This window comes from Arthrobacter sp. CJ23 (assembly GCF_024741795.1).
GTDB lineage: Bacteria > Actinomycetota > Actinomycetes > Actinomycetales > Micrococcaceae > Arthrobacter.
The window spans coordinates 1306314-1329495 of record NZ_CP102950.1; the positions used below are offsets into that span (position 1 = coordinate 1306314).

The following is a 23182-nucleotide window of genomic DNA, read 5'->3' on the forward strand; positions in this document are numbered from 1 at the left end:
AAGGAAGTTCACGTTACCGCCGTCGTGGTTTCGCACGACGGCGGTAGCTATCTCCCCAGGACACTGGCGGCTTTGGCGGACCAGACGCGTCCGGCAGATGCCGCCATTGGCGTCGACACGGGATCGGGGGACAACTCCGAAGAGTTGCTGCGCCGGGCCCTTGGTGATGCCAATGTCACCAGCCATGTCGAACCGAAGAGCGGCTTCGGCGGGGCGGTCGCACACGCTGTGGCCGGGCTCGCCCCGGCCCATGATGACGGGACCGCGGCGTGGATCTGGCTCCTGCACGACGACGCCGCACCTGCGCCGGACGCACTGGCCGAGCTGCTGCACGCCGTCGAGCGCGCGCCGTCGGTGACAGTGGCAGGTTGCAAGCAGCTGGACTGGGACTCCGCGCATCGCCTGGTGGACGTGGGCCTGTCCACGAGCCGCTGGGCCGAACGGCTGACCCTGATCGACGCCGATGAATTCGACCAGGGCCAGCACGATGCCCGCTCGGACACGTTCGCCGTGAACTCGGCAGGCATGCTCGTTCGCCGTGACGTCTGGGAACTCCTGCGCGGTTTTGACCCCGCACTGCCGGGCAGCGGTGACGACGTCGATTTCTGCTGGCGCAACTGGCTCGCCGGCAACCGCGTGGTGGTGGTTCCTTCCGCACACATGTTCCATGCGGAGCGCCGGCCCTACGCGCTAGGCAACTTCGCCGCGGCCCGCAAGGCACAGGTGCATCTGCGACTGAAGCACGCACCCGCGTGGAAAGTCCCGTTCCACGCCGTAGGGGCACTCATCGGCAGCCTCCTGCGGCTGGTCCTGAGCATCATCGTCAAAGACCCCGGGCAGGGCTTTGCGCATCTTGCGTCCACCGTTGCCGCCCTCGGACGGCCCCTGGCAGTCCTGCGCGCCCGCCGCGCCGCGGCCAGGACACGGCGCGTGCAACGCTCGGTCATCCGGGGCCTGCAGACGCCCTACCGCGAGGTCCGGGCGCATCGCCGCTCCCTCCTTGAGACCATTGGGCTGGGCGACGATTCCCCGTCCGTTTCGGACCTGCTGGCCCCGGAACCCAGCGGCGACGCGATGGACGACTTTGCGTCCCTGGCCACGAAGGAGCGGGGCTGGGTCGGCAACGGCGCCGTGGCCGCGGTCCTTGTGGCCTTTGCCGCCTCAGCCGCGGGACTGCTCGGACTGCTCCAGGCCACCGGGGCAGTCGGCGGCGGACTGCTGCCCCTCTCGGCGAAATCCTCGGACATCTGGGCGAACGCCTCCTCCTGGTGGATCGGGCTCAGCGCGGGACTTCCCGGCCACGGTGACCCGTTCGGCTATGTGCTGTGGCTGCTGTCCGTTTTCGGCTCCGGCGATGCCAACGCCGCCATGGTGTGGCTGCTGATCCTTGCGATGCCGCTGGCCGGCCTGGGCGCCTGGTTCGCCGCCGGTGCGCTGACCTCACGCCGGCGCTTCCGCTTCCTGGCCGCCTTGGTCTGGTCGGGGGCACCTGCACTGCACATCGCCCTGAACCAGGGCCGGGCCGGCGCCCTCGTGGCACACGTCGTGATGCCGCTGCTGCTGCTGGCACTGCTGCGGGCCTCGGGCGCCGCGGTGGGCCAGGGCCGCTTTGCGCCGAAGGCCCAGCGCGGACGGCCCTCCGTCCCGGCGGCCATCAAGCCCGGGATCAACGGCACGCCGTCGTGGACAGCCGCGGCTGCAGCCGGCCTCGCGCTGGCGATTGTCACGGCTTCGGCGCCCTCCCTCGCAGGTCCCCTTGCCGTGGTCATCGTCCTGTGCGCCGTGATTCTCGGCCGGCGCGGGCGCACTCTCTGGTGGTCCCTGCTCCCCAGCGCGGCCCTGTTTGTTCCCTACGGCATCTCCGTCCTGGACCGGCCACGCTCGCTGCTCGCCGACCCCGGAGTGCCGCTCGGCTTTGAGGCCGCCCCCTTGTGGCAGCAGCTGCTGGGGCAGCCCGTGAAATTCGACCTCGACGGCGGGCTGGCCGGCCTGGGCTGGTTCGGTCCGAGCCCGCTGCCCTGGGCGCTGATCCTTGCCCTCCTGATCAGCGGGCCGGCGCTGCTGCTGGCCGTTGCCGCCCTTTTCGTCCCGGGCAAGCGCACCAGGATCGTACGGATATTCTGGGTGGCCGCGCTGGCGGTCCTGGCCAGCGGCTGGCTCTTGGGCCACGTGGCCACCGGCGTCAACGGCAATGTGATGGTGGGTCCCTTCACCGGACCCGCCGTGTCAGCGGCCGGGATCGCCCTGCTGGGCGCGGCCCTTGTCGGAGCCGAGCAGCTGCTGGTCTTCGGACGCCAGGCAGCGGGCACCGCAGGCAAGGGCCACGCTGCTCTGCGGGTGTTGTCCGGCGTTGGCCTGCTGGTGCTCCTGGCCGGTCCCTTGGCAGGCATGGCGGCCTGGACTGCCCAGAATGTGCTGCAGCCCGCCGCTGGCTCCTCTGCGGCCACCGCTGCCGCGGGCACGCAGAGACCGCCGCAGGCCCTGGGAACCGCACGCTTGGTGCGCCCCGCCGAAGCAGGCATCCTGCCCGCCACAGCCGTGGACCGCGGCCAAGGGCCCGAGCAGAGCCGCACCTTGATCATTGCGGCCGGTGAACACGGCACGTACACCTCCTCGCTGATGCGCGGTGCCGGCACAACACTGGACGCGCTGTCCACCGTGGCCTCTGCCCGGTCCATCATCGGGGCACCCGGACGCGAGGAAATCGCCGCCGACGACGCCGTGACCGCTTCGATCCGGACCACGGTTGCCACGATCGTGGCAGGCACGGGAGTGGACCCCCGGGCCGATCTTGAACAACTCGGCGCCGGGTTCGTGGTGCTCAAGGCCTCAGACTCTGCCGCGCAGCTGACGGCAAGCCGCATCGACGCCGTTCCCGGTCTGGTGGCGGTGGGACAGACCGACGCCGGCTGGCTGTGGCGCGTCACGCCGCTGAGCCAGTCCGCGGCAACTGCCGCCGAGACCGCGCACAGGGTCCGCATCACCGATGCCAAGGGAGCCACGGTCCTTCTGCTGCCCTCCGGCAAGACCTCCGTCAACGCAGACATCCCGGCCGGTGACGAGGGCCGGCAGCTTGTCCTTGCCGAGCGTTCCGACGCAGGCTGGAGTGCCTGGCTGGACGGCAAGCCGCTCAAGGCCACCACATCAGGCTGGGCCCAGGCATTCATCCTGCCCCAGGACGGAGGCGTACTGAAAGTCCGCTACACCAGCCCCTGGGTGCCGTGGCTCGGCACCATGCAGGCCTTTGTGATTGGCCTGACCGCGCTCATGGCCGTGCCCATGCCTGCCCGGCGCACACGGGCGACGCGCCGGCCACGTCGAACCGGCCGCCCACGGGACGAGAAGTCCGCCGCTAAGGAGTACAGCAGTGTCTGAGGACCAGGCAGAGGAAACAACGGCCAAGGAAAGATCGGCCACGGAGCCCCAAGCCACGGAGCCCAAGGAAACAGCCCCCCAGGAGCCCAAGCAGCGCCGCCAGGCCAAGGGCGCCGGCAAGGGCATTGTCACGGGCGTCCTGTCCGCCGTCGTGATCCTTGCCGCCGCCGGCGGCGTGGTGTCTGCCGCATCCCTGCTGCCCGAATCCTCCGGCAGCCGCGCCCTGGAGATCCCGCAGGCCGACGTCCCTGCCGGCCACGCACTGGGCGTGTGTCCGGAGCCGGCCAAGCTGCTCGCAGGCACGGCCGACGGCACGGATGCGCAGTTCAGTCCCGTGTCACAGTCCGCCAAGACCCTTCTGAACGCCGTGGTGCTCAGCAACACGGCAGGCACGATTCCCGGCAGCGGAATCACCTCCCTGGGCGGCACGCCCATGGCCGAAATCGCGAAGAAGCCCACCAGCACGCCGTCGCCGGTAGTTGGGCCTCCCGTCCTGGCTGCCGGCGTCGTGTCGGACCGGCCCGTGACCACCGCTACCGTGACCGGCGCCGAAGCCATCGGCAACGAGCAGGCCTCCATGGCGGCCCACCTGAACTACACGGCCACCGACGGCGACCTGCGCGGCGAAGCCGCCACCAGTTGCCCGCAGCCCGGCAACGATTCCTGGCTCCTCGGAGCCAGCACGTCCCTGGGCCGCAGCGCCGTGCTCAACATCAGCAACGCTTCCGGGACCCCCGCCACGGCCAACCTGGACCTCTTCGGTGCCAAGGGGCAGATCCAGGCGGCCGGCGCGCGCGGCCTGCTGGTCCCGCCCGGCACCACCCGCTCCATCAACCTTGGCGGCCTGGCCCCGGGTGAAGCCCAGCTTGCCGTGCGCCTGCGCAGCTCCGGCGGACCGGTGGCAGCCACCATCCAGCAGAGCGTCCTGCGGGGCCTCACTCCTGGCGGCATCGAATTCCTGGCCCCCGGCACTGCGCCGTCCAACGTCCAGGTCATGAGCGGAGTGGACATCCAGGATCCGGCCGCCGTCAAGGCGCTGAGCGCGAAGTCCGGATTCGCAGATGCCACGCCCGCCCTGCAGATCGCCGTCCCGGGAGCCGCCGACGCCGTGGTGCAGCTGCGCGTCATGGGCACCAACGGGGAGCGTCCCCTTCCCAACGGGGGAGCGGTGACGGCGAAGGGCGGTTCGGTGACGACCATCCCGCTGGACGGAGTGCCGGCCGGAAGCTACACGGTCCGCGCCACCTCGGACGTGGCCTTCGTGGCCTCGGCCCGGGTGACCCGCGGCCTCAAGGCCGAGGACGCGGTCGATTTCGCCTGGTCGCCGTCGGCAGCCCGTTTGGGCAGCCAGCACATCGTCGCCGTTCCGCGCGAGGGGGAACGGTTCCTCAGCTTCGGTGTACCGGAAGGCCGCGCCACGATCAGCCTTACGCCGGTGACGGTGGACGGCAAAGTACGCAAGACCACCACCTCCGATATCGCCGGCGGCACCACAGCAATGGTGAAGGTGCCCGAGAAAGTGGACGACGTGGTCGTGGCCGGCTACATCGTCTCCTCCGCCGGAGACGCGGCCTACGGCGCACTGGTTCTCGGGCAGGCAGACCGTGCCGATATCTCGGTCAACGCCATCCAGGACGCTGCCGCGGGGTACGAAAAGGTCCCCGTGACGGTGGGCTACTAGGCCTTGTACACCAGGCCCGCAGCGCCGCTAATTGGGCGCCGCTTGCAGGGCGCTCCTCATTGATCGCCGCTTACTGATAACGACGGCGGTACACCGGGTCCAGTGTTTCCGGCGCCACGCCGAGCATTTCGGCGGTGTATTCCACCACGACGTCGTGCACCAGGTCCTGGAGTTCCTCACGGCCCTGCGTGGCCTGCTCCACGACCCGCCGGTAAATGGTGATCATGGGACCCTCGCCGCCGCCCGCCGGGGTGTAGGAGCCCATGGGGGCCGTTTCGCCCCGGGACACGAGCTGTTCCAGCTTCGGCGGGATTTCATCGACGGCGAAGAGCACGCCGTCCAATTGTTTGCCCCACATGTCCTGCAGGCGCTCGGCGGAATCCATGACGAAGTCGTCGAAGCGTTCGGCACGGGTCCGGTGGCCGGGGAGGGTGGCGAGCATGATGTCCCCGCGCAGTCCGCGGCCGTGGCGGTTGCGCCTGCGCTGCCGGAAGCCGCGTCCCGCGGCATGGGTGCCTGCTTCGGCCTGAGCGCCGCCGGCGTCAGTCAGCCGGATGGTGAAGCCCGGGATATGTGGCTGTGACTGCATATATCGACTTTAGTCCTGTCCCACGGCGGACGCGACACAGCAGCCATCCAAGGACGCGGGCAACGCCGCTTCCGGTGGCACGGAAAGCCCCACGGTGGCCAATGTGCGCAATCCCGGGCGAAGGCCGCTAATCTGGGATGTTGTGGGTGCCATTCGCAAGTGTTCAAGATCAGCCTGCCGCCAGTCCGCGGTGGCCACTCTGACGTACGTGTACGCCGAATCCACCGCAGTGCTGGGCCCATTGGCCACGTACGCGGAACCGCACTCCTATGACCTGTGCTCCCAGCATGCCGGCTCGCTCACCGTGCCGCGGGGCTGGGAAGTCCTGCGCCTCGCCATGCCGGCGACCCGTGCCGAGCCCGGTCCGGACGACCTCCTGGCCCTGGCCAACGCCGTCCGGGAAGCCGCCTCGGTGCCTTCGGAGGACACAGCACGCACAGCCCGCCCCCACCTCGAAGCCCCGGCCGTGATCGAGGGCACGCGGCGCGGGCACCTGCGCGTCCTCCGCGAACCTTCCTGAACCGAAGCCTTCTGAACTGTGCCTTTTGGGGCCGGCGCCATGTTGAACTGCCGCGCCAGCCGCTGACCGAATGTGTCACTGACTCCGTCCGGGGACGCCCTCCGCTGTAGTCTGGAAGCTGCATACCAGTCAGCCAGCGGCGCCAGATGCGGCGCCACCCAGGGAGCTTCATCCATGCCAAAGGTCAGTCCTGAACTGTTGTCCATTCTGCGCTGCCCCGTAACGGGTTCGCCGCTGGTCCAGGAGGGCGAAGAGCTCGTCTCCACGACTGCAGGGCCCGACGGCGAGAAGGTCCGTTACGCGATCGAGGACGGCATCCCGCTGCTCCTGCCGCCGGAGCTGCGCGCGGCCGCCAATGCTGCCGCCTCCGACCAGCACGACGGCGCAGCCAAAGCCTGACGCAACGCTCTTTCCGACAGTAACCTCACGGCACAAGCAAGGGACTTCCATGACTTTCGACTACAAAGTGGCTGACATCAACCTCGCCGAGGCCGGGCGCCACCAGATCCGGCTCGCCGAGCACGAAATGCCCGGCCTCATGTCGCTGCGCGCTGAATTCGGCCCCACTCAGCCGCTCAAGGGCGCCCGCATTGCCGGTTCGCTGCACATGACGGTGCAGACCGCCGTGCTGATCGAAACCCTGACGGCGCTGGGCGCCGAGGTCCGCTGGGCCTCGTGCAACATCTTCTCCACGCAGGATGAAGCCGCTGCCGCCGTCGTGGTCGGCAAGGGCACCCCCGGTGACCCCCAGGGTGTTCCCGTCTTCGCCTGGAAGGGCGAAACGCTCGAGGAATACTGGTGGACCGCCGAGCAGATCCTCACCTGGCCGGGTGCCGACTCGAACCCGGAGCTGGGCCCCAACATGATCCTCGACGACGGCGGCGACGCCACCATGCTGCTGCACAAGGGCGTCGAATTCGAGGCCGCCGGGGCCGTGCCGGCCGCGGACGCCAACGACCCCGAGGAATTTGTCCTGGTCCTCGACGTGCTGCGCAAGACCCTCGCCGGCGATCCGCAGAAGTGGACCCGCATCGCGGCCCGCGTGGAGGGTGTCACCGAGGAAACCACCACCGGCGTGCACCGCCTCTACCAGCTGGCCGAACAGGGCAAGCTGCTGTTCCCGGCCATCAACGTCAACGACTCCGTGACCAAGAGCAAGTTCGACAACAAGTACGGCATCCGCCACTCGCTGCCGGACGGCCTCAACCGCGCCACGGATGTCCTCATGGGCGGCAAGGTCGCCGTCGTCTGCGGCTACGGCGACGTCGGCAAGGGCGCCGCCGAGGCGCTCCGCGGCCAGGGCTCGCGCGTCATCGTCACCGAGATCGACCCCATCTGCGCACTGCAGGCCGCCATGGACGGCTACCAGGTGGCCAAGCTGGAGACGGTGCTGGAACAGGGCGACATCTTCATCACCACCACGGGCAACAAGGACGTCATCATGGCCTCCGACATGGTCCGCATGAAGAACAAGGCCATCGTGGGCAACATCGGCCACTTCGACAATGAGATCGACATGGCCGGCCTCGCCAAGGTTCCCGGCGTCACCAAGGTCGAAATCAAGCCGCAGGTCCACGAATGGGTCTTCGACTCCGGCACGGGCACCGAGCGCTCCATCATCGTGCTGTCCGAAGGCCGGCTGCTCAACTTGGGCAACGCCACGGGCCACCCTTCCTTCGTCATGAGCAACTCCTTCGCCAACCAGACCATTGCGCAGATCGAGCTGTGGACCAAGAAGGACCAGCCCGCCGGCGAACGCGAATACGGCAAGCAGGTCTACGTCCTGCCGAAGATCCTCGACGAGAAGGTCGCCCGGCTGCACCTCGGCGCCCTGGGCGTCGAACTCACGGAACTGAGCAAGGACCAGGCGGACTACCTGGACCTCGACGTCGCAGGTCCGTACAAGCCGGAGCACTACCGCTACTAGGCCGGAGCGCCACCGCTACCAGGCTGCGGGCTGCCGGAAGATTTTCTGCGGCCTCTACGGGCCGGGTCTGCCACTGGGCGGGCCCGGCCCGTCCGCTAGAATTGAGTGTCCGGTATCGGCTGCCGGGCCGCTTTGCGGGGGACAGGGAGACTGGAATCATGACCGACGTCAGGAAAAGGAAGACGGGGAAGATCCTCGCAATTGTCGGGATCTGCGCGGCCATCGCCGCCGGCGGCATCGGCGTCGCCACCGTGGCGGACAAGGCCGGTTTCGCCGCCCTTCCCGGATCCGGGCAGAGCCCCAGCCAGCAGCCGGAAGTCGTCAAGCCCGTTGAACTGGGCATCACGCCGCTGGATGGCGCAGTGGAGTGGAATCCCGTGGTGGCCCCCCAGATCAAGGCCATCAACGGCACGCTCAAGGACGTGGTCCTTGCCCCGGCCGGTGGCGGCACGCCCGTAGTGGGCACCACCAGCCCGGACGGCAGCACCTGGACCACCAAGGAAGTACTGAAGTTCAAGACCCAGTACAGCTACTCGTTCACGGTGGTTGATTCCGCCGGGCACGGGACCACCAAGACGCAGACCTTCCGCACGGTCTCCGCCGCCAACGAGGCCGATGCGTCCATCTACCCGCGCAACGGAACCAGGGTGGGCTCCGGACAGCCGATCGAGATCAACTTCAGCGAACCCGTGGCCGACAAGGCCGCCATGGAAAAGCTCGTCGCCATCACGGTGTCCTCCGGCCAGCCCGTGGCCTGGCACTGGTATTCGGACAAGAAAGTCCGCATCCGGCCCGAAGCGTTCTGGGCCTCCGGAACCCAGGTCACCGTGGACATGAAGCTCCTGGGCGTTGACTTCGGCAACAAGATGATCGGCAACGGGAACGTCACCTCCACCTTCACCACCGGCCCGCAGCGCGTGGCCGTGGTGGACGATGTCACCAAGCTCATGAACGTGTACTCCGACGGCCAGCTGGTGCACACGGCCCCAGTGTCCCTGGGCGAACCGGACTGGCTGTCGCCCACCGGCTATGCAGTGATCATGGAGCAGGAACGGTACTCGAACTTCAATGCCGGCACCATCGGCCTCAAGCCCGGTGACAAGGGCTACTACCCGCCCCTGGTGGCCGAGTATGCGAACCGGCTCACCTGGTCCGGTGTCTATGTCCACCAGGCACTGGAAGCTGCATGGGGCGCCATCGGCCGCGTCAACGTCTCGCACGGCTGCGTGGGCCTGCTGCCGGCGGATGCCGCCTGGTTCTTCAACAACATGACCACCGGCGACGTCGTACAGATCCTCAACACCGGCGCCCCCGCCGTCGAGCCCCTCGAAGGCTTCGGCGACTGGAACATCCCATGGGCGGGTTACGCCCAGCGCTGACCGCCCGTCCTACTGCTGAAACTACTGCTGGAACGGGAGTTTGTTGAGGCGCCCGGCCATGGCCGCGCTGCGCTCTTCGGCCCGCCGGAGCCGCACGAGTTCCCGGTTCCGGCGCTCGCCCAGCACTGCCCCAAGGTAGTCTTCCGGCCGGGTTCCTGCCGGCGGCGGAGGCGCCACGTACGCGGCCAGCTCGGAGGCCAGGGACGCTGCCAGGCTGTCCCGCGACGCAGGCGCCATGTGGTGGGCCTGCTGCACGAACTGCGCGGCCCGGCGCGCCGTGGCATCCGGCACCCTGCCTATATCGGCCAGGGACACCCACGACTGCAGGTAAGGCGGAGCGAAGGACAGGATCCTGCGCTCAGCGGGAACCCGCAGCCGGAGGGAGTACGTCCCGGCCGCCACGTCACCGAGCCGCTTGGACTTGTCGCTGAACAAGGCCACGGCGATCGCGAGGCCGCCAAACGTCAGGTAGACCTCCACGAAACCGAGCAGGCCCCGGATCACCGCATGCCGGAAACGGATGGAACCGCCGTCGTCGCGCACAATCCGGAGCCCGGCAGCAAGCTTGCCGAGCGAGCGGCCACGCGTCAGGGTCTCCACCGCCACGGGGACAATCACGAAGGAAAAGACCACGGCCACCAGGATCAATGCACGGAGAGCCGCTTCATCGAGCTCGCCGGCCGCCATGCCGATGAGCAGGCTGAGCCCGATCAGCAGGACCGTGTGGACGATGACGTCGAGGGCGAGTCCCATGGCGCGCACGGCGAACGACGCCGGGCGTAGCTCCAGGACCACCGCCTCCCCGGTAATGATTGGACTCAAGCCGGCCCCCACTGCCTCGCACGAAGAGCAGGACCGGCCGGCCCCGCTGCAAACGAGTTTAGCCCTGCGGCCCGGGCGGACAAGGCACTAGGGTGGTGCCGTGGACATCGATGCCTTCTCGGCCGTGAACAGCGGCAAATGGTCGCGCCTGGACGAGCTGGGGCGCAGGCGCCGGCCCAGCGGGGCCGAGGCCGACGAACTGCTGCGCCTCTACCAGACCGTGTCCTCCCACCTGTCCCTCATCCGCTCGGTGGCCCCGGAAAGTGCTTTGTCGGCGTCGTTGTCGGCGGCCCTCGCCCAGGCCCGGACGCGGTTCACCGGTGCGCGCTCCAACTTCATGGAGGACCTGGCCCGTTTCTTCGTGATCGCGCTGCCCGCGGCCTTTTACCGGCTGCGCTGGCTGACCATCGGGTGCGGTGCGTTCTTCGTGCTGGTGGGCGGCGCCTATGCGCTCTGGATCGGCCTCTCACCCGAGGCGCTCAGGGCCATGGGCAGCAGCGCCAAGGTCCAGCAGTACGTGGACGAGGACTTCATCGACTACTACTCGGAGAACCCGGCAGCGTCCTTCGCCGGCGCCGTGTGGACCAACAACGCCTGGATTTCCGCGCAGGCCGTGGCCCTGGGCATCACCGGGTTCTGGGTCCCCATGATCCTCTTCGCCAACGCGCAGGGCGTGGGCGTCGCGGCCGGCGTCTTTGCCGCCACGGGCAAGCTGGACGTCTTCTTCAGCTACATCCTGCCCCACGGCCTCATGGAACTCACGGCCGTCTTCGTCGCCTGCGCCGGCGGCCTGCATATCTTCTGGGCCATGGTCCGCCCGGGTCCGCGGACCCGGCTGCAGGCCGTGGCCGACGAAGGCCGCTCGCTCATCACCGTGGCGCTGGGCCTGGTGTTCGTGCTGTTCGTCTCCGGCCTGGTGGAGGCCTTCGTGACGCCAAGCCCGCTGCCGGTCTGGGCCAAGCTGCTCATCGGGGCCCTGGTACTGGCGGCGTACTGGACGTACGCCTTGGTGCTGGGGCGCCGGGCCGTCCGTGCCGGGGCCACCGGTGACCTGGACAGCAACGACGCCGGCTACTCACGGATCGCGGCCTGAACCTTACGGAAGGGTTGCAATCGTGCGCGGACCGGGGTGGCTCCTCGTCTGCGCCGGAGGGCTGGCGGTAGGCTCGAAGACAGAAGAGTGCCGGGCCCGAACGGTGTGCCGGCGCGTGTGCTGCCTAGGGAAGAGAAGCCGACGTGAGCGAGAATCGCCCCATACCGAAGGATCCGGACATGGATACCCAGGACGACAACGACGAACCCGCCTTCGACTGGATGACGCCCAAGGCCGCCGGGGGAGCGGCGAAGGATGCGGCGGCACCCACGCCCGCGGCCCCCGTGGCGGGAGCTGCCCCCGCAGCGCAGCCCGGCAGCCGCGCGGACCGCAAGGCGGCCGAAGCCGCGGAGACCACCCCGGAACAGCCACTGTTCGCGGATGCCTCCACGGCTGGGGACACGGCCGGAAAGCCGTCCCTCTTCTCCGAGCCGCTGCCGACGTCGGCCCTTCACGTCCGGCCGCCGGAGGCCGAAGTGGCCCGGCGCAATGCCGAACGCGAGCAGGCCGCCAACGCCAAGCCCGCCATGCCGCGCGTCTTCCAGGTCCTGCTGGCCGTGTTCTACCCCGTGATCCTGCTGGTGCTCGCCGTGCGTGCCGTGACCAGTGCCCTGTTCCTCTGGGTGGAATACAACCGCCCGGGGTTCCCCGGCGACGGCTACGGGTTCAGTACCGAAGACCGCATGACCTACGGTTCGTACGCCATGGACTATCTCAGCAACTGGTCGGGACCGCGCTACCTGGGCGACCTCGTGGGCCAGGACGGCAGCAAGCTGTTCAAGGCCAGCGAAGTGGCCCACATGGCCGATGTGAAGCTCGTGATGCTTTCGTCCTTCGGCGCCGGCGCCCTGCTGATCCTGCTGAGCATCATCGCCATGATCTACCTGCGCAAGCGCAGCAAGGGCGGCATCCGGCGCGGGCTCTTCGCCGGCTCCATCGTCACGCTCGTGGTCATCATCGGACTCGGCGTGCTGGGGGTCATGGGCTGGCAGCAGTTCTTCACCGAATTCCACCGGATCTTCTTTGCCAACGGCACCTGGACGTTTGCCCTTGACGACACCCTGATCCGCCTCTTCCCGGGGCAGTTCTGGATGGATGCGGGCATCGTCATCGCGGCCCTGGTGTTCGTGGCCGCCACCGCGACCCTCGTGCTGAGCTGGCCGACCCGCCGTCGCCGCGGGCTCCCGGCCAGGGACGCGGAGACGGACGCCGGCGATGCAGGGTCCACGGACAACGCCGGGGATGAGGCAGGAGAGGCCCAGCTCTACAGCGGCAAGGCGCCGTAGGCCTAGTTGCCGTAGAGCTTGTCGATCTCCGCGGAAAAACCGGACATGACGGCGGCGCGCCTGAGCTTGAGCGACGGCGTCAGATGGCCGGAACCGACGCTCAGCTCCGCGTCCACGAACGCGAAGGATCGGATGGACTCGGCCTTGCTGACCAGCATGTTGGCCTCGTCCACGGCACCCTGCACGGCGGCCCGGATCTCCGGGTCCGCCGCGGCCTCGGCGGGCGTCAGCACGGCAGTCCCGCGCTCGGCGCACCAGTCCGCCAGTGCTTCGGAATCCAGGTACACCAGCGCCGCAACATAGGGGCGGCCCTCGCCCACCACCACGGCCTGGCCCACCAGCCGGTGTTCGCGGATCTTTTCCTCGAGCGGAGCGGGCGCCACGTTCTTGCCGCCCGCCGTCACCAGCAGGTCCTTCTTGCGGCCCGCGATGGTGAGGAAGCCGTCCTCGTCCAGGGATCCGAGATCCCCGGTGCGGAAGAAGCCATCCACGAAGGCGGCCGCGGTGGCGGCCTCATTGGCGTGGTAGCCCTTGAAGACGCCGATTCCCTTGACCAGCACCTCACCGTCCTCGGCGATGCGGATGGTGGTGCCCGGCAGCGGGATGCCGACCGTCCCGATGCGTGTCATCGCGGGGGTGTTGACCGTGCAGGGGGCGGATGTCTCCGTCAGTCCGTAGCCTTCCAGGACAGGGATCCCGGCACCGCTGAAGAAATGCGCTTCCCGTCGGCTCAGCGGGCCGGCCCCGGACACCGTGTGCGTGACGTTCCCGCCGAACACACCACGAACCTTGGGATACAGCAGCCTGTCGAAGAAGGTGTGCTTGCTCCGGAGCAGCCAGCCCGGTCCGGGACCGGCGCCCCGGGCGGCCCGCTCCACCGCGGTGGAATGCTCGACGGCGGCGGCCGAGGCAGCGGCAAAAAGCCGGCCCTTGCCCGCGAGGGTTGCCTTGTGGCCGGCCCCTGCGTGGACCTTTTCGAAGATGCGCGGCACGGCGAGCAGGAACGTGGGTTTGAAGGTGCCCAGGTCCGCCATGAGGCCCGCGGCGCCGGCGCTGTGGCCCAGGGTGATCCCGGCGTCCAGGCACACCACCTGGACCGCCCGGGCCAGGACATGGGCGAGGGGCAGGAACATGAGGGTCCGGGCGCCGGGCCGCATGAGGAGCTCGGGCAGGAACGGGACCACGTTGCGGGCCACCAGGACGAAGTTGCCATGGGTGATCTGGCAGCCCTTGGGCTTGCCGGTGGTGCCCGAGGTGTACACGATCGATGCGACGTCGGACAGCGTGGCAGCGCTGCGGTGGCGTTCCAGCTCGGTGTCCGAGATGCCGCCGCCTGCTGCGGCCAGGCTCGCAAGGTTCGGGGCGTCGCCGTCGTGCTCCATGCGGATGACCGCCACCGGGGTGTCGCCGAGGAGCACCGAACCGGACACCACGCCCTGGACCAGCCCGGCCTTGGCGGTGTCCTCCACCAGGACGCGCCGGGCACCCGAGTCCACCAGGATCCATTCGACCTGGCTCGCCGAGGAGGTTTCATAGATGGGGACGGTGACGCCTCCGGCCATCCAGATGGCGAAGTCGGCCAGGGTCCACTCGTAGCTGCTCCGCGACATGACCGCCACGGGATCGCCGGCGGAGAGGCCCCCGGCGATCAGTCCCTTGGCCAGGGCCGTGACCTCGGCGAGGAAACGGCTGGCCGTGATGTTGCTCCAGCCGTTGGGCCCGTTGACGGCGTACAGGGCGCCGTTGGGGCTGTGGGCCTGCCTTTCCAGGAGCAGGTCCGTCACGTTGCTGAGTTCGTCCGCCTCGACCAGGAGCCCGGTGCTTGCTTCCCTCACGGCCTGCCTTTCATGGGATTCATTGCTGTGCCTGTGTGCCTGGACTTGCCTCCAGGAACTGCCGGCCCTAGATCCACGACGGCATCCACATCCTGAGGCGCCAGTCCTGGTAGGTGATCACTTCCCCGGTCCAGACCGGGTAGAAGTACGCTGCCGCCACCACGGCGAGCACCACCACCACCGCGACCACATGCAGGCCCCAGCGGCGGCGCCACGGCGGATCGCTGCTCCTGCCGAGGACGAGCCCCAGGGCGTACGTCAGGGCCAGGACCAGGAACGGTTCGAAGGAGACGGCATAGAAGAAGAACATGGTGCGGTCCGGGTACAGGAACCACGGCAGATAGCCGGCTGCGACGCCCGCCAGGATGGCCCCGGCACGCCAGTCGCGCCGCCCGGCCCACCAGAACAGGAGCACCACCACGGCAATCGTCGCGCCCCACCAGAGCACGGGATTGCCCACGGACAGGATGGCGGAGGAGCAGCTGGACACCTCGCAGCCCGCCGTGCCCTGGGCGGGGGACTGGTAGTAAAAGGACGTGGGGCGGCCCATGATGAGCCAGGTCCAGGGGCTGGCCTCGTAGGGGTGGTCAGAGCTCAGCCCCTGATGGAACTTGTAGGCCTCAAGGTGGTAGTGCGTGAGCGAACGGATCCAGCCGGGCACCCAGCCCCATTCCCTGGAGGGGTTGCCCGCCGCCCAGTGCCGGTAGTACGCGTCCCTGGACGCCAGCCAGCCCGCCCAGGTGCACACATAGGTGAAGCCGGCCACGGGGATCATGGTGAGGAAGGCGGGGATGCCGTCCTTGATGATGGCCGCGCTGGGCCAGCTCCGGATGCCGGCGATGCGCCGCGCGCCCATGTCCCAGAACACCGTCAGCAGGCCGAACGCGGCCACAAAGGCGAGCGCCGACCATTTGGTTCCCACGGCCAGGCCCAGGCAGATTCCGGCGGCCAGGCGCCACCAGCGCATCCCCAGCCACGGCCCGGAGGACAGTGCAAGGGAGGACGGCATGCCGTCCTTGGCGGAGGCGGCCGCTGCGGCGAGCCGGACCGCCAACCGGCGCCTGCCGTCGTCGCGGTCCAGCAGCAGCGCGCCGAAGGCGGCCAGGATCCAAAACATCAGGAAGACGTCCAACAGCGAGGTGCGGGACATGACCAGGTGGTGTCCGTCGACGGCCATGAGCAGCCCCGCCACGGCCGCAAGAAGGTGTGAGCGCAGCAGCTTCAGCGCGATCAGGGACAGCAGGAAGATGGACAGGGTTCCCGTGAGCGCGGCCCCGAAGCGCCAGCCGAGAGGGTTGTCCGGGCCAAAGAGCCACATGCCGAAGGCGATCATCCACTTTCCGACCGGCGGGTGCACCACGTATTCGGGGGTGTCCAGCAGCACTGCGGGGTTGCCTGCGTTGAAGGAATCATTGGCCTTGCTGGGCCAGTTGCGCTCGTAGCCGCTCACCAGATAGGAGTAGGCGTCCTTGACGTAGTACGTCTCGTCGAAGACCAGGCTGTGCGGGGTGTCGAGGCGGAAGAACCGCAGGATCCCGCCCAGCGCCGCCGTGAGGGTGGGGACGAGCCAGTACCACAGCCGGAGCGACGGCGGGTAGTCCCGCCAGCTCTGGACGGTGCCGATCAGCCGCGTCCGCAGTGCCGCCGCGCTGAACGCCGCCTCCGGGCGGGCCACCCAGTTGTGGCCGAGGAGTCCGCGGCCGGGCACGTGGAGGCGCTCCGCTGGTGGGGCCGTGGCCGTGCCCGCCCCTGCTGTTCCGGATGGGGCGCGGGGAACGGAGGACTGGGTCACGCAGCCCATGCTACCTTTTGCACCCCCGTCCCAAGGCCTGCTGCGGCGTTGCGGGGCCCGCGGCATTAGGCTGAACAGGTGGACGATCAACTCAGCACCCCCGAAGAGACACCCCTTCCCGCCGTCGAGCCCGAAGGCACCGGAGGCGTTCCGGGCATCGGCCGGATCGTGCTGGGAGGCACCCCCATCGGCAACGTCGGGGACGCCACCACGCGCCTCGTTGAACTGCTGGCGACGGCGGACATCGTCGCCGCCGAGGACACCCGGCGCTTGCACCGGCTGGTCCAGTCCCTGGGCGTTACCGTTTCCGGGCGGGTCATCAGCTACCACGAGCACAACGAGGCCGCCAAGACCGGGGAATTGCTGGACCACGTCCGGGCCGGCAAGACGATCCTGATGGTGAGCGACGCCGGTATGCCGGCCGTCTCCGACCCCGGCTTCCGCCTGGTGGAAGGTGCCGTGGCGGCAGGCCTGTCCGTGACCGCCGCGCCGGGCCCGTCCGCCGTGCTGACCGCGCTCGCCTTGTCCGGGCTGCCTACCGACCGGTTCTGTTTTGAAGGCTTCCTGCCCCGGAAATCGGGGGAGCGGAGTTCACGCCTTGCCGAGCTGGCGGATGAACGCCGCACCATGGTCTTCTTCGAAGCGCCGCACCGGCTCGAAGTCATGCTGCGTGCCCTCCACGAACGCTTCGGCGCGGACCGCCGGGCCGCGGTGTGCCGGGAACTGACCAAGACCTACGAGGAAGTCATCCGCGGCACCCTGCGGGAGCTGCTCGAATGGGCCGAGACCAACGAAATCCGCGGCGAGATCGCCGTGGTGGTGGGCGGTGCCCCCGAGCCTGCCCCCGGCAAGCCCGAGGACCACGTGGCTGCCGTCAACGAGCTCATTTCGCAAGGCATCCGGCTGAAGGAAGCCGTCGCAGCCGTGGCCGACGATGCCCGGATCAGCAAGCGGGAACTCTACTCGGCGGTCCTCGCCGCCCGGTAGCAGGGCACCGCTGGCCGCCCGGAACGCGGCGCGGAAGTCATTGTGCAGCTGCACAGTAAGAACCCTGTCCGGCAGTGCGCGGATGCGTAGACACTGCTTGGCGCCTGGCAGTACCGTGGCAGTAATTCAGGCCACATACCGGCCAAGAACCAAGTGGTGCAACCATCCAAATGGCCACCCGTAGACGAAGGAGTCGCCATGACTGTCACTGCCGAACGCGAAAGCGTCCTGCTGGATTCCGTCCCCACCGGTCTGTTGATCAACGGTCAGTGGCTCCCGGCGGCATCCGGAAACACCTTTGATGTAGAAGACCCCTCCACCGGCAAGGTCCTGCTCAGCATCGCCGATGCGGGCGCCGAAGACGGCGCAGCCGCTCTGGACGCCGCTGCCGCGGCACAGGCCGGCTGGGCCCGCACCGCTCCGCGCGAACGCGGCGAAATCCTGCGCCGTGCCTTCGAGCTGGTGACTGCCCGCGCCGAGGACTTCGCGCTGCTCATGACCCTGGAAATGGGCAAGCCGCTGGCCGAAGCCCGCGGCGAGGTTGCCTACGGCGCCGAGTTCCTGCGCTGGTTCTCCGAGGAAGCCGTCCGCATCAGCGGCCGCTACTCCGCAGCTCCGGACGGCAAGAACCGCCTCCTGGTGCAGAAGAAGCCCGTTGGCCCGTGCCTGCTCATCACCCCGTGGAACTTCCCGCTGGCCATGGCCACCCGCAAGGTTGCCCCGGCCGTCGCCGCAGGCTGCACCATGGTGCTCAAGCCCGCCAACCTCACCCCGCTGACCAGCCTCCTGTTCGCCCAGGTCATGCAGGAGGCAGGCCTGCCGGCCGGCGTCCTCAACGTGATCCAGACGTCCAAGGCCGGCCAGGTCACCGGACCCCTGATCAAGGACCACCGCCTCCGCAAGATCTCCTTTACCGGCTCCACTCCGGTTGGGCAGGCCCTCATCCGCGAGGCAGCCGACAAAGTCCTGCGCACCTCCATGGAGCTCGGCGGCAACGCCCCGTTCGTGGTGTTCGAGGACGCCGACCTGGACAAGGCCGTCGAAGGCGCCCTGGCCGCCAAGATGCGCAACATGGGCGAGGCCTGCACCGCAGCCAACCGCTTCATCGTGCACGACTCCATCGCCGATGCCTTCGCAGAGAAGTTCGCGGCCAAGATCTCCTCGCTCGCCGTTGCCCGCGGCACCGAGCCCGAGTCCAAGGTGGGCCCGCTGATTGACGGCAAGGCCCGCGACGGCGTGCACGCCCTCGTGGCAGAGGCCGTGGCCGGCGGAGCAACCGCCGTCACCGGCGGCGCCGCTGTTGACGGCCCGGGCTACTTCTACCAGCCCACTGTGCTCAAGAACGTCGCCGCGGACGCCCGGATCCTGAAGGAAGAGATCTTCGGCCCGGTGGCCCCGATCGTCACCTTCAGCACCGAGGACGAGGCCATCCGCCTGGCCAACAACACCGAGTACGGCCTGGTGGCCTACGTGTTCACCAAGGACCTCAACCGCGGCCTGCGCGTCAGCGAGAAGCTGGAGACCGGCATGCTCGGCCTGAACGCCGGCGTCATCTCCAACGCTGCCGCCCCGTTCGGCGGCGTCAAGCAGTCCGGCCTGGGCCGCGAAGGCGGCTCCGAGGGCATCGAGGAATACCTCTACACCCAGTACGTCGGCATCGCCGACCCGTACGCCGACTAACTACCGGCACGCGCAGCAGCTGCGCGAGCAGCAAGCGAGGCCCGTCGGGGGAACCACTGGTTCCTGCGCCGGGCCTCGCCTGCTGTGGGGGGTCCTTCCAGCCGGTTTCAGCGCCGTCCCGGGAGCAGCGAACGCAGCCGGCGCCAGAGGCTGCGCAGCGCCCGGCCGGATCGTCTCGCGATCCGTGCCGTTCCCCGGAAGGGGCTGCCCAGGATGCGGGACCAGCGGTGCATGAGCGACGGCGGCAGCCAGTCCGCGCGGACGCGGACCCACCAGGGGGAGTTGCCCCGGAAGGATTCCCGCACGGCGCCGATCCGCTCCGCAGCCGGGGCGCCGGCGGCATCGCCGCCTGGGCCGCCCGCGGCCTGCGCCTCGGTGGCGGCGGCGCCAGCGGCGCCGCCGGGCCGGCCATAGCGCTGCCGTTCGAAGTCCCCGGTGAGGGAGACGACGGCGCGGTGCCCGGCGTCGTCGATGCCTCCCGCTTCGCCAAGGACGCTGGACCCGCGCAAACGGGCGGAGAAGTGGCGCGGGGTTTCGCTCCGGGCGGCGGGAACGCCGAAATCGGCGGCGAGATCCTGGAGTTCATCCCAGGCAAGCTCTGGAAGGGCGTACCGGGCCGGGCCCGTGCCCCCAGCGGACCTTCCCGGCCGCGCGGGCCGCGGACGCAGACGGCGTCTCCGGATGCCCAAACGGACCAGCCCCGGGGAGACCAGGAGGGCGGCCAGGAGCAGGGCGCCGGCTGTCAGGAGGCCAAGGAGCAGCAGCTGGCTGCCGGAACCGGTTCCGGGGCCAACGCCCTGGGCCTCCGGCGCGGTGCTGCTGCTTGGCTGCGGGTTGGGCGCGCTCTGCAGGGCGCCCTGCTCGTCGTCGTTCGTGCTGGCACCGCCGGGAAGCTGGGCGTCGAGGGCGTAGTCCGGGACGGAGCCGCGGGACGGCGTGGGCTCGAACGGGACCCAGCCCAGTCCCTCGAAATAGAGCTCCGGCCAGGCGTGGGCATCGCGGGCGTCCACTTCGAATTCGGCGAAGGTGCCTTCGCCGCCCAGCGCCACGGTTTCGCCGGTGGGCCGGCCCGGGGCGTAGCCCACCGCGATCCGGCTGGGGATCCCCTGGAGCCGCGCCATGACCGCCATTGCGGAGGAAAAATGCACGCAGTAGCCGCTCTTCTGGGTGAGGAAATCCGCCAGCACGGACAGGCCGTTGCCGTCGTAGCCGTTCTGCACCGGTGCCTGGAGCGAATAGCTGAAAGCGCCGGAACGAAGGTATTTCTGGATGGCCAGGGCCTTCGCAAAGCTGCTGTTCCCCGCTGCGGTGATGCTGCCGGCGGTCTGGCGGACGAGGTCCGGAACATCCCCCGGAACCCTGAGGAATTCCTCCGAGATGGACTGCGGCGCACCGGTGGCCTGCGCCAGGGCTGCGGCGCTCAGCCGTGGCGCAGCCGAGAGCACGGTGTACTGCTGGCCGCGGGTGGTTGCGCTGGTGCTCATGATGCTGAGGGTTTCCGGGTCCCAGGTCCAGAGCCCGTTGAGACCGTTGACTGAGGTGGGGGCGTAGGGAGCCGGGAGGTACGGGCTGGTGAACAGTCCGGCGTCGATGACGGTCAGGGAGTTGCCGGGTTCGCTGTCGAGGCGATAGTCCGGCTGGATCTGCCCGACGCCGGCCTGGCGGCTGCCGGCGCGATCGTCCGGTCCCCAGGTTTCGCCGTCGAAGTGGTCGATCGTGACCGAGCGCAGGTACAGCGGCCCGGTGGCGCTGCTGGCGTACGTGATGCGCCCCGAGCCGCTGGGGCTGCGCAGGCTGTTGCCGAGGGTGATCATGGGGTTCAGGCCGTTGGAGGTGCCCCAGGAATTGAGGCGCGATCCCTGCGGGAAGGTTCCGCTTTCGAAGCCGGGGATGGCGAGCGGCACCGCCAGGGACAGGACCAGGGCGAGGGCTCCCGTAAGGGCCGAGCGCTTGAACTGGCCCGCGCCCCTGCCGGTAGCGGACTGCAGCCTGGCATCCGGGGCGAACCATTGGCTGCAGGCCAGGATCAGGAGGTAGCCGGCGGCGGTGGCCAGGAATCCGGCCACGCCCACACTTTGCGGCTTGATGGTGGCGGGAACCACCAGCACTGCCAGCAGACCGAGGCCGCTGCTTGCCGGCAGGTCCAAGGGAACAGCCAGGGCATCGATGAGCAGCACCAGCACACCCAGGCTGGCGCACGTGACCAGGACAATTCCGGCGTTCGGGGCAACCGGGGCACTCTCGGAAAGGACTGTTTCCGCGGCCCGTTTCAACAGCCTGCCGGCCTCGGCCAGTGTGTCCGGAGTGGGGATGATCCCGGCCAGGCTGTGGCGCCGGAGGAAGATGAACGTGAGGATGACCACCAGCGAAACGAGCCCGCCCAGCATGGCCAGCAGGGACTGGGCCCGCAGGGAACGGAGCACCGCCAGGGTGAGGGCCACCGTGCAGACCACCGTGATGACGGGCAGGAGCCAAGCCCAGCCGCGCAGCACCCCGTTGAGGGAGATCGCGGCACCGATGACCGCCGCTGCGATGGCCCCCGACATTGCCCAGGGATAGATGCCGGGGCCGGGCCTCCGGGCTGCCGGGCGGAGCGGGCTGAACCCTGACGGGCTGCTGCCGGACGGCGTATTTCCTGCTTGGCTGCTGCCGGACGCACGGGGATCGGAAGAGCCAGCCCCCGGGGAGCCCTGGCGCGAGGTGGTGGTCATCGCGGCACCGCCGCACCGCGGCGTACGTCCATGGCGGCGGCCGCGGCCGCCAGGATGCCGCCCTCGTCGAAGCTGGACCATGCCGCCGTGAGTTCGGTGCGCGAGGTGACGGCAACTGCCCGCCAGCCACCCAGCCGGAGGGCTTCAACTACGTCCTCGCTGCCGCCCGGAGCATCAGTGACCATGATCGCAAAGGCGTTGGCCCCGTAGCCCGCGGCCACGGCGAGGGACTTTGCTTCCGCGAGCGGCATGTTGCCGAGCAGGGCCAGCAGGGGGCCGCGCAACCGGTGGGCGGCCAGCTTGTCCATGAGACGGTCGTCGAAGGCCGACTCGGGAGCCTCGGCCCCGGCGTCGGGAGCAGCCAGGCCGTGCGCTGCCGCTGCGCCGCCGCCCCTCCGGTGCCCTGACTCAGTTCGATCGACATGCTCTGCGCGATCGGCATGGTGGTGCTCGGCCCGCACATGCCGGGGCCCGCTCAGCTGGATGGCGGCGAGCCCTTCGGCGATCGAATGCAGCCCGCCGATGCCGCTGAATTCCTCGGTCTCGGGATCCGGCGCCGACGGCGAGCTGCGGAACGCGGGGTGGCCGTGGGCATCCAGGAGCCTGAGCGAATAGTTGCGTTCTGCCAGATGCGCGCTGACAGAGATGGCTGCTGTCACCACCCATTCGAAGTTCGGGCTGGTCAACAGCTCCGAGTCCTCGTCCCTGGCCGTGTTTCCGAATACGGTTCCGGTACCCGTGGCGAAGGCGGAGAAGCGCTGGTCCAGGATGATGGTGGCTTCCGGTGTGGTGACCGATTCCTCCTGGCGCACCATGAGCGTCCCGTGGCGGGCGGTGGCGGGCCAGTGGACGCGGCGCATCGGGTCGCCGTGCCGGTAGTCGCGGGTCATGACATCGTCGTCGCTGGGATTCGCCCGGATCCGGGTGGCGGTAACGCCGTCGTTGCCCCTGGCGCCGGCCAGGCCGGTGACGGGAAGCTCGACGGCGGCTGGCGTGACGGTGAGGAGGTCGCCGTCGTCGATGGCATGCCGGTGCAGGGACAGCCCGAACGGATCGCTGAACTCGGCCGTGACCGGCCCGATCCTGAACTGGCCGCGCTTGCCCGAGCGCAGGTGGTACTCGTAGCGGCTGGTGCCGCCCGAGGCGGACCGGGCGGGGAAGCGGAAGGCCGGGGGAGAGCCGAAGCGGGGCGGAAGCTGTTCCTCCATGATCACGTGGCCGCTCGCGGGGGTGGTCCGGGCGACGGCGAGCCGGACGGTGGTGGTTGAGGACGTCTCCACCGAGGAGGGATTGAATTCCCGGTAGACCTGGAACCGGGGCTTGAGGAGCCGGACGCCGGCCAGGGACACCAGCGGCAGGACGAAGAGGAGGATGGCCAGCGTCAGCAGGTCGCGGCGGCCCATGATCCAGGCGCACAGCAAGGAGACAGCCCCCGCGGCGAGCAATCCCCAGCCCCGGGCGGTGAACAGGTGCTTGGGCAGCCTTTCCAGGAGTGCCATCCGGAC

Annotated in this window: 16 protein-coding genes; 10 read left to right on the forward strand and 6 right to left on the reverse strand. The window is 69.3% G+C overall.

What is annotated here, in order from left to right; all coding sequences use genetic code 11:
• Nucleotides 1–24: 24 nt before the first annotated feature.
• On the forward strand, nucleotides 25–3375 hold the full coding sequence (locus NVV90_RS05890; protein WP_258440260.1) for a glycosyltransferase: 3351 nt from the start codon (nucleotides 25–27) through the stop codon (nucleotides 3373–3375).
• Nucleotides 3368–5056: a DUF5719 family protein gene (locus NVV90_RS05895; RefSeq protein WP_258440261.1), complete on the forward strand. Its 1689-nt coding sequence runs from the start codon at nucleotides 3368–3370 to the stop codon at nucleotides 5054–5056. Before NVV90_RS05890 ends, NVV90_RS05895 begins: the two co-directional genes overlap by 8 nt.
• Before the next feature lie 70 nt (nucleotides 5057–5126).
• Here NVV90_RS05895 and NVV90_RS05900 read toward each other — a convergent pair whose 3' ends face one another.
• Nucleotides 5127–5645, reverse strand: a complete 519-nt coding sequence (locus NVV90_RS05900; RefSeq protein ID WP_258440262.1) for a metallopeptidase family protein — start codon at nucleotides 5643–5645, stop codon at nucleotides 5127–5129.
• Nucleotides 5646–5739: 94 nt separating this feature from the next.
• Between NVV90_RS05900 and NVV90_RS05905 the strand changes: the two genes are divergently transcribed.
• The 4 genes from NVV90_RS05905 (at nucleotide 5740) to NVV90_RS05920 (ending at nucleotide 9471) form a co-directional block, all read left to right on the forward strand.
• Nucleotides 5740–6165: a DUF3499 domain-containing protein gene (locus tag NVV90_RS05905; protein WP_396125349.1), complete on the forward strand. Its 426-nt coding sequence runs from the start codon at nucleotides 5740–5742 to the stop codon at nucleotides 6163–6165.
• Between the two features lie 174 nt (nucleotides 6166–6339).
• On the forward strand, nucleotides 6340–6564 hold the full coding sequence (locus tag NVV90_RS05910; RefSeq protein WP_258440264.1) for a Trm112 family protein: 225 nt from the start codon (nucleotides 6340–6342) through the stop codon (nucleotides 6562–6564).
• A 49-nt stretch (nucleotides 6565–6613) separates the two neighbouring features.
• On the forward strand, nucleotides 6614–8092 hold the full coding sequence (gene ahcY / locus NVV90_RS05915) for an adenosylhomocysteinase (RefSeq protein ID WP_258440265.1): 1479 nt from the start codon (nucleotides 6614–6616) through the stop codon (nucleotides 8090–8092).
• A 158-nt stretch (nucleotides 8093–8250) separates the two neighbouring features.
• Nucleotides 8251–9471 (forward strand): Ig-like domain-containing protein, encoded by a 1221-nt coding sequence (locus tag NVV90_RS05920; protein ID WP_258440266.1) that lies wholly within the window; start codon nucleotides 8251–8253, stop codon nucleotides 9469–9471.
• A 21-nt stretch (nucleotides 9472–9492) separates the two neighbouring features.
• On the opposite strand, the gene NVV90_RS05925 is transcribed toward NVV90_RS05920, so the two are convergent.
• A complete protein-coding gene (locus NVV90_RS05925) occupies nucleotides 9493–10293 on the reverse strand; it encodes an RDD family protein (protein ID WP_258440267.1) in 801 nt (266 codons plus the stop codon).
• Between the two features lie 100 nt (nucleotides 10294–10393).
• Here NVV90_RS05925 and NVV90_RS05930 point away from each other — a divergent pair, with 100 nt between their 5' ends.
• Together NVV90_RS05930 and NVV90_RS05935 are read left to right on the forward strand one after the other, a co-directional pair.
• Nucleotides 10394–11386 carry a stage II sporulation protein M gene (locus NVV90_RS05930; RefSeq protein ID WP_258440268.1) on the forward strand — a complete coding sequence of 331 codons (993 nt, stop codon included), beginning with the start codon at nucleotides 10394–10396 and terminating at the stop codon, nucleotides 11384–11386.
• 179 nt (nucleotides 11387–11565) lie between these two features.
• Nucleotides 11566–12672, forward strand: a complete 1107-nt coding sequence (locus tag NVV90_RS05935; protein ID WP_258440269.1) for a TIGR01906 family membrane protein — start codon at nucleotides 11566–11568, stop codon at nucleotides 12670–12672.
• Between the two features lie 2 nt (nucleotides 12673–12674).
• Here the strand turns inward: NVV90_RS05935 and NVV90_RS05940 are convergent, their stop codons facing one another.
• Together NVV90_RS05940 and NVV90_RS05945 are read right to left on the reverse strand one after the other, a co-directional pair.
• Complete coding sequence (locus NVV90_RS05940; protein WP_258440270.1) at nucleotides 12675–14507, reverse strand: long-chain fatty acid--CoA ligase; 1833 nt, start codon at nucleotides 14505–14507, stop codon at nucleotides 12675–12677.
• A gap of 67 nt (nucleotides 14508–14574) precedes the next feature.
• On the reverse strand, nucleotides 14575–16308 hold the full coding sequence (locus NVV90_RS05945; protein ID WP_258440271.1) for a dolichyl-phosphate-mannose--protein mannosyltransferase: 1734 nt from the start codon (nucleotides 16306–16308) through the stop codon (nucleotides 14575–14577).
• Between the two features lie 69 nt (nucleotides 16309–16377).
• Here NVV90_RS05945 and rsmI point away from each other — a divergent pair, with 69 nt between their 5' ends.
• A complete protein-coding gene (rsmI, locus tag NVV90_RS05950) occupies nucleotides 16378–17286 on the forward strand; it encodes a 16S rRNA (cytidine(1402)-2'-O)-methyltransferase (RefSeq protein ID WP_396125350.1) in 909 nt (302 codons plus the stop codon).
• Between the two features lie 198 nt (nucleotides 17287–17484).
• Nucleotides 17485–18966, forward strand: coding sequence for an NAD-dependent succinate-semialdehyde dehydrogenase (locus NVV90_RS05955; RefSeq protein WP_258440272.1), 1482 nt, complete (start codon nucleotides 17485–17487; stop codon nucleotides 18964–18966).
• 107 nt (nucleotides 18967–19073) lie between these two features.
• On the opposite strand, the gene NVV90_RS05960 is transcribed toward NVV90_RS05955, so the two are convergent.
• Nucleotides 19074–21677 carry a DUF3488 and transglutaminase-like domain-containing protein gene (locus NVV90_RS05960; RefSeq protein ID WP_258440273.1) on the reverse strand — a complete coding sequence of 868 codons (2604 nt, stop codon included), beginning with the start codon at nucleotides 21675–21677 and terminating at the stop codon, nucleotides 19074–19076.
• A complete protein-coding gene (locus tag NVV90_RS05965; protein ID WP_258440274.1) occupies nucleotides 21674–23176 on the reverse strand; it encodes a DUF58 domain-containing protein in 1503 nt (500 codons plus the stop codon). Before NVV90_RS05965 ends, NVV90_RS05960 begins: the two co-directional genes overlap by 4 nt.
• Between the last annotated feature and the right edge of the window lie 6 nt (nucleotides 23177–23182).

Bases quoted from the DNA above. Each gene is read 5' to 3' on its own strand.
- NVV90_RS05900 (WP_258440262.1), bottom strand. From the start codon at position 5,645: ATGCAGTCACAGCCACATATCCCGGGCTTCACCATCCGGCTGACTGAC.
- NVV90_RS05965 (WP_258440274.1), bottom strand. From the start codon at position 23,176: ATGGCACTCCTGGAAAGGCTGCCCAAGCACCTGTTCACCGCCCGGGGC.
- NVV90_RS05960 (WP_258440273.1), bottom strand. From the start codon at position 21,677: ATGACCACCACCTCGCGCCAGGGCTCCCCGGGGGCTGGCTCTTCCGAT.
- NVV90_RS05955 (WP_258440272.1), top strand. From the start codon at position 17,485: ATGACTGTCACTGCCGAACGCGAAAGCGTCCTGCTGGATTCCGTCCCC.
- NVV90_RS05920 (WP_258440266.1), top strand. From the start codon at position 8,251: ATGACCGACGTCAGGAAAAGGAAGACGGGGAAGATCCTCGCAATTGTC.
- NVV90_RS05945 (WP_258440271.1), bottom strand. From the start codon at position 16,308: ATGGGCTGCGTGACCCAGTCCTCCGTTCCCCGCGCCCCATCCGGAACA.
- NVV90_RS05935 (WP_258440269.1), top strand. From the start codon at position 11,566: ATGGATACCCAGGACGACAACGACGAACCCGCCTTCGACTGGATGACG.
- ahcY (WP_258440265.1), top strand. From the start codon at position 6,614: ATGACTTTCGACTACAAAGTGGCTGACATCAACCTCGCCGAGGCCGGG.
- NVV90_RS05910 (WP_258440264.1), top strand. From the start codon at position 6,340: ATGCCAAAGGTCAGTCCTGAACTGTTGTCCATTCTGCGCTGCCCCGTA.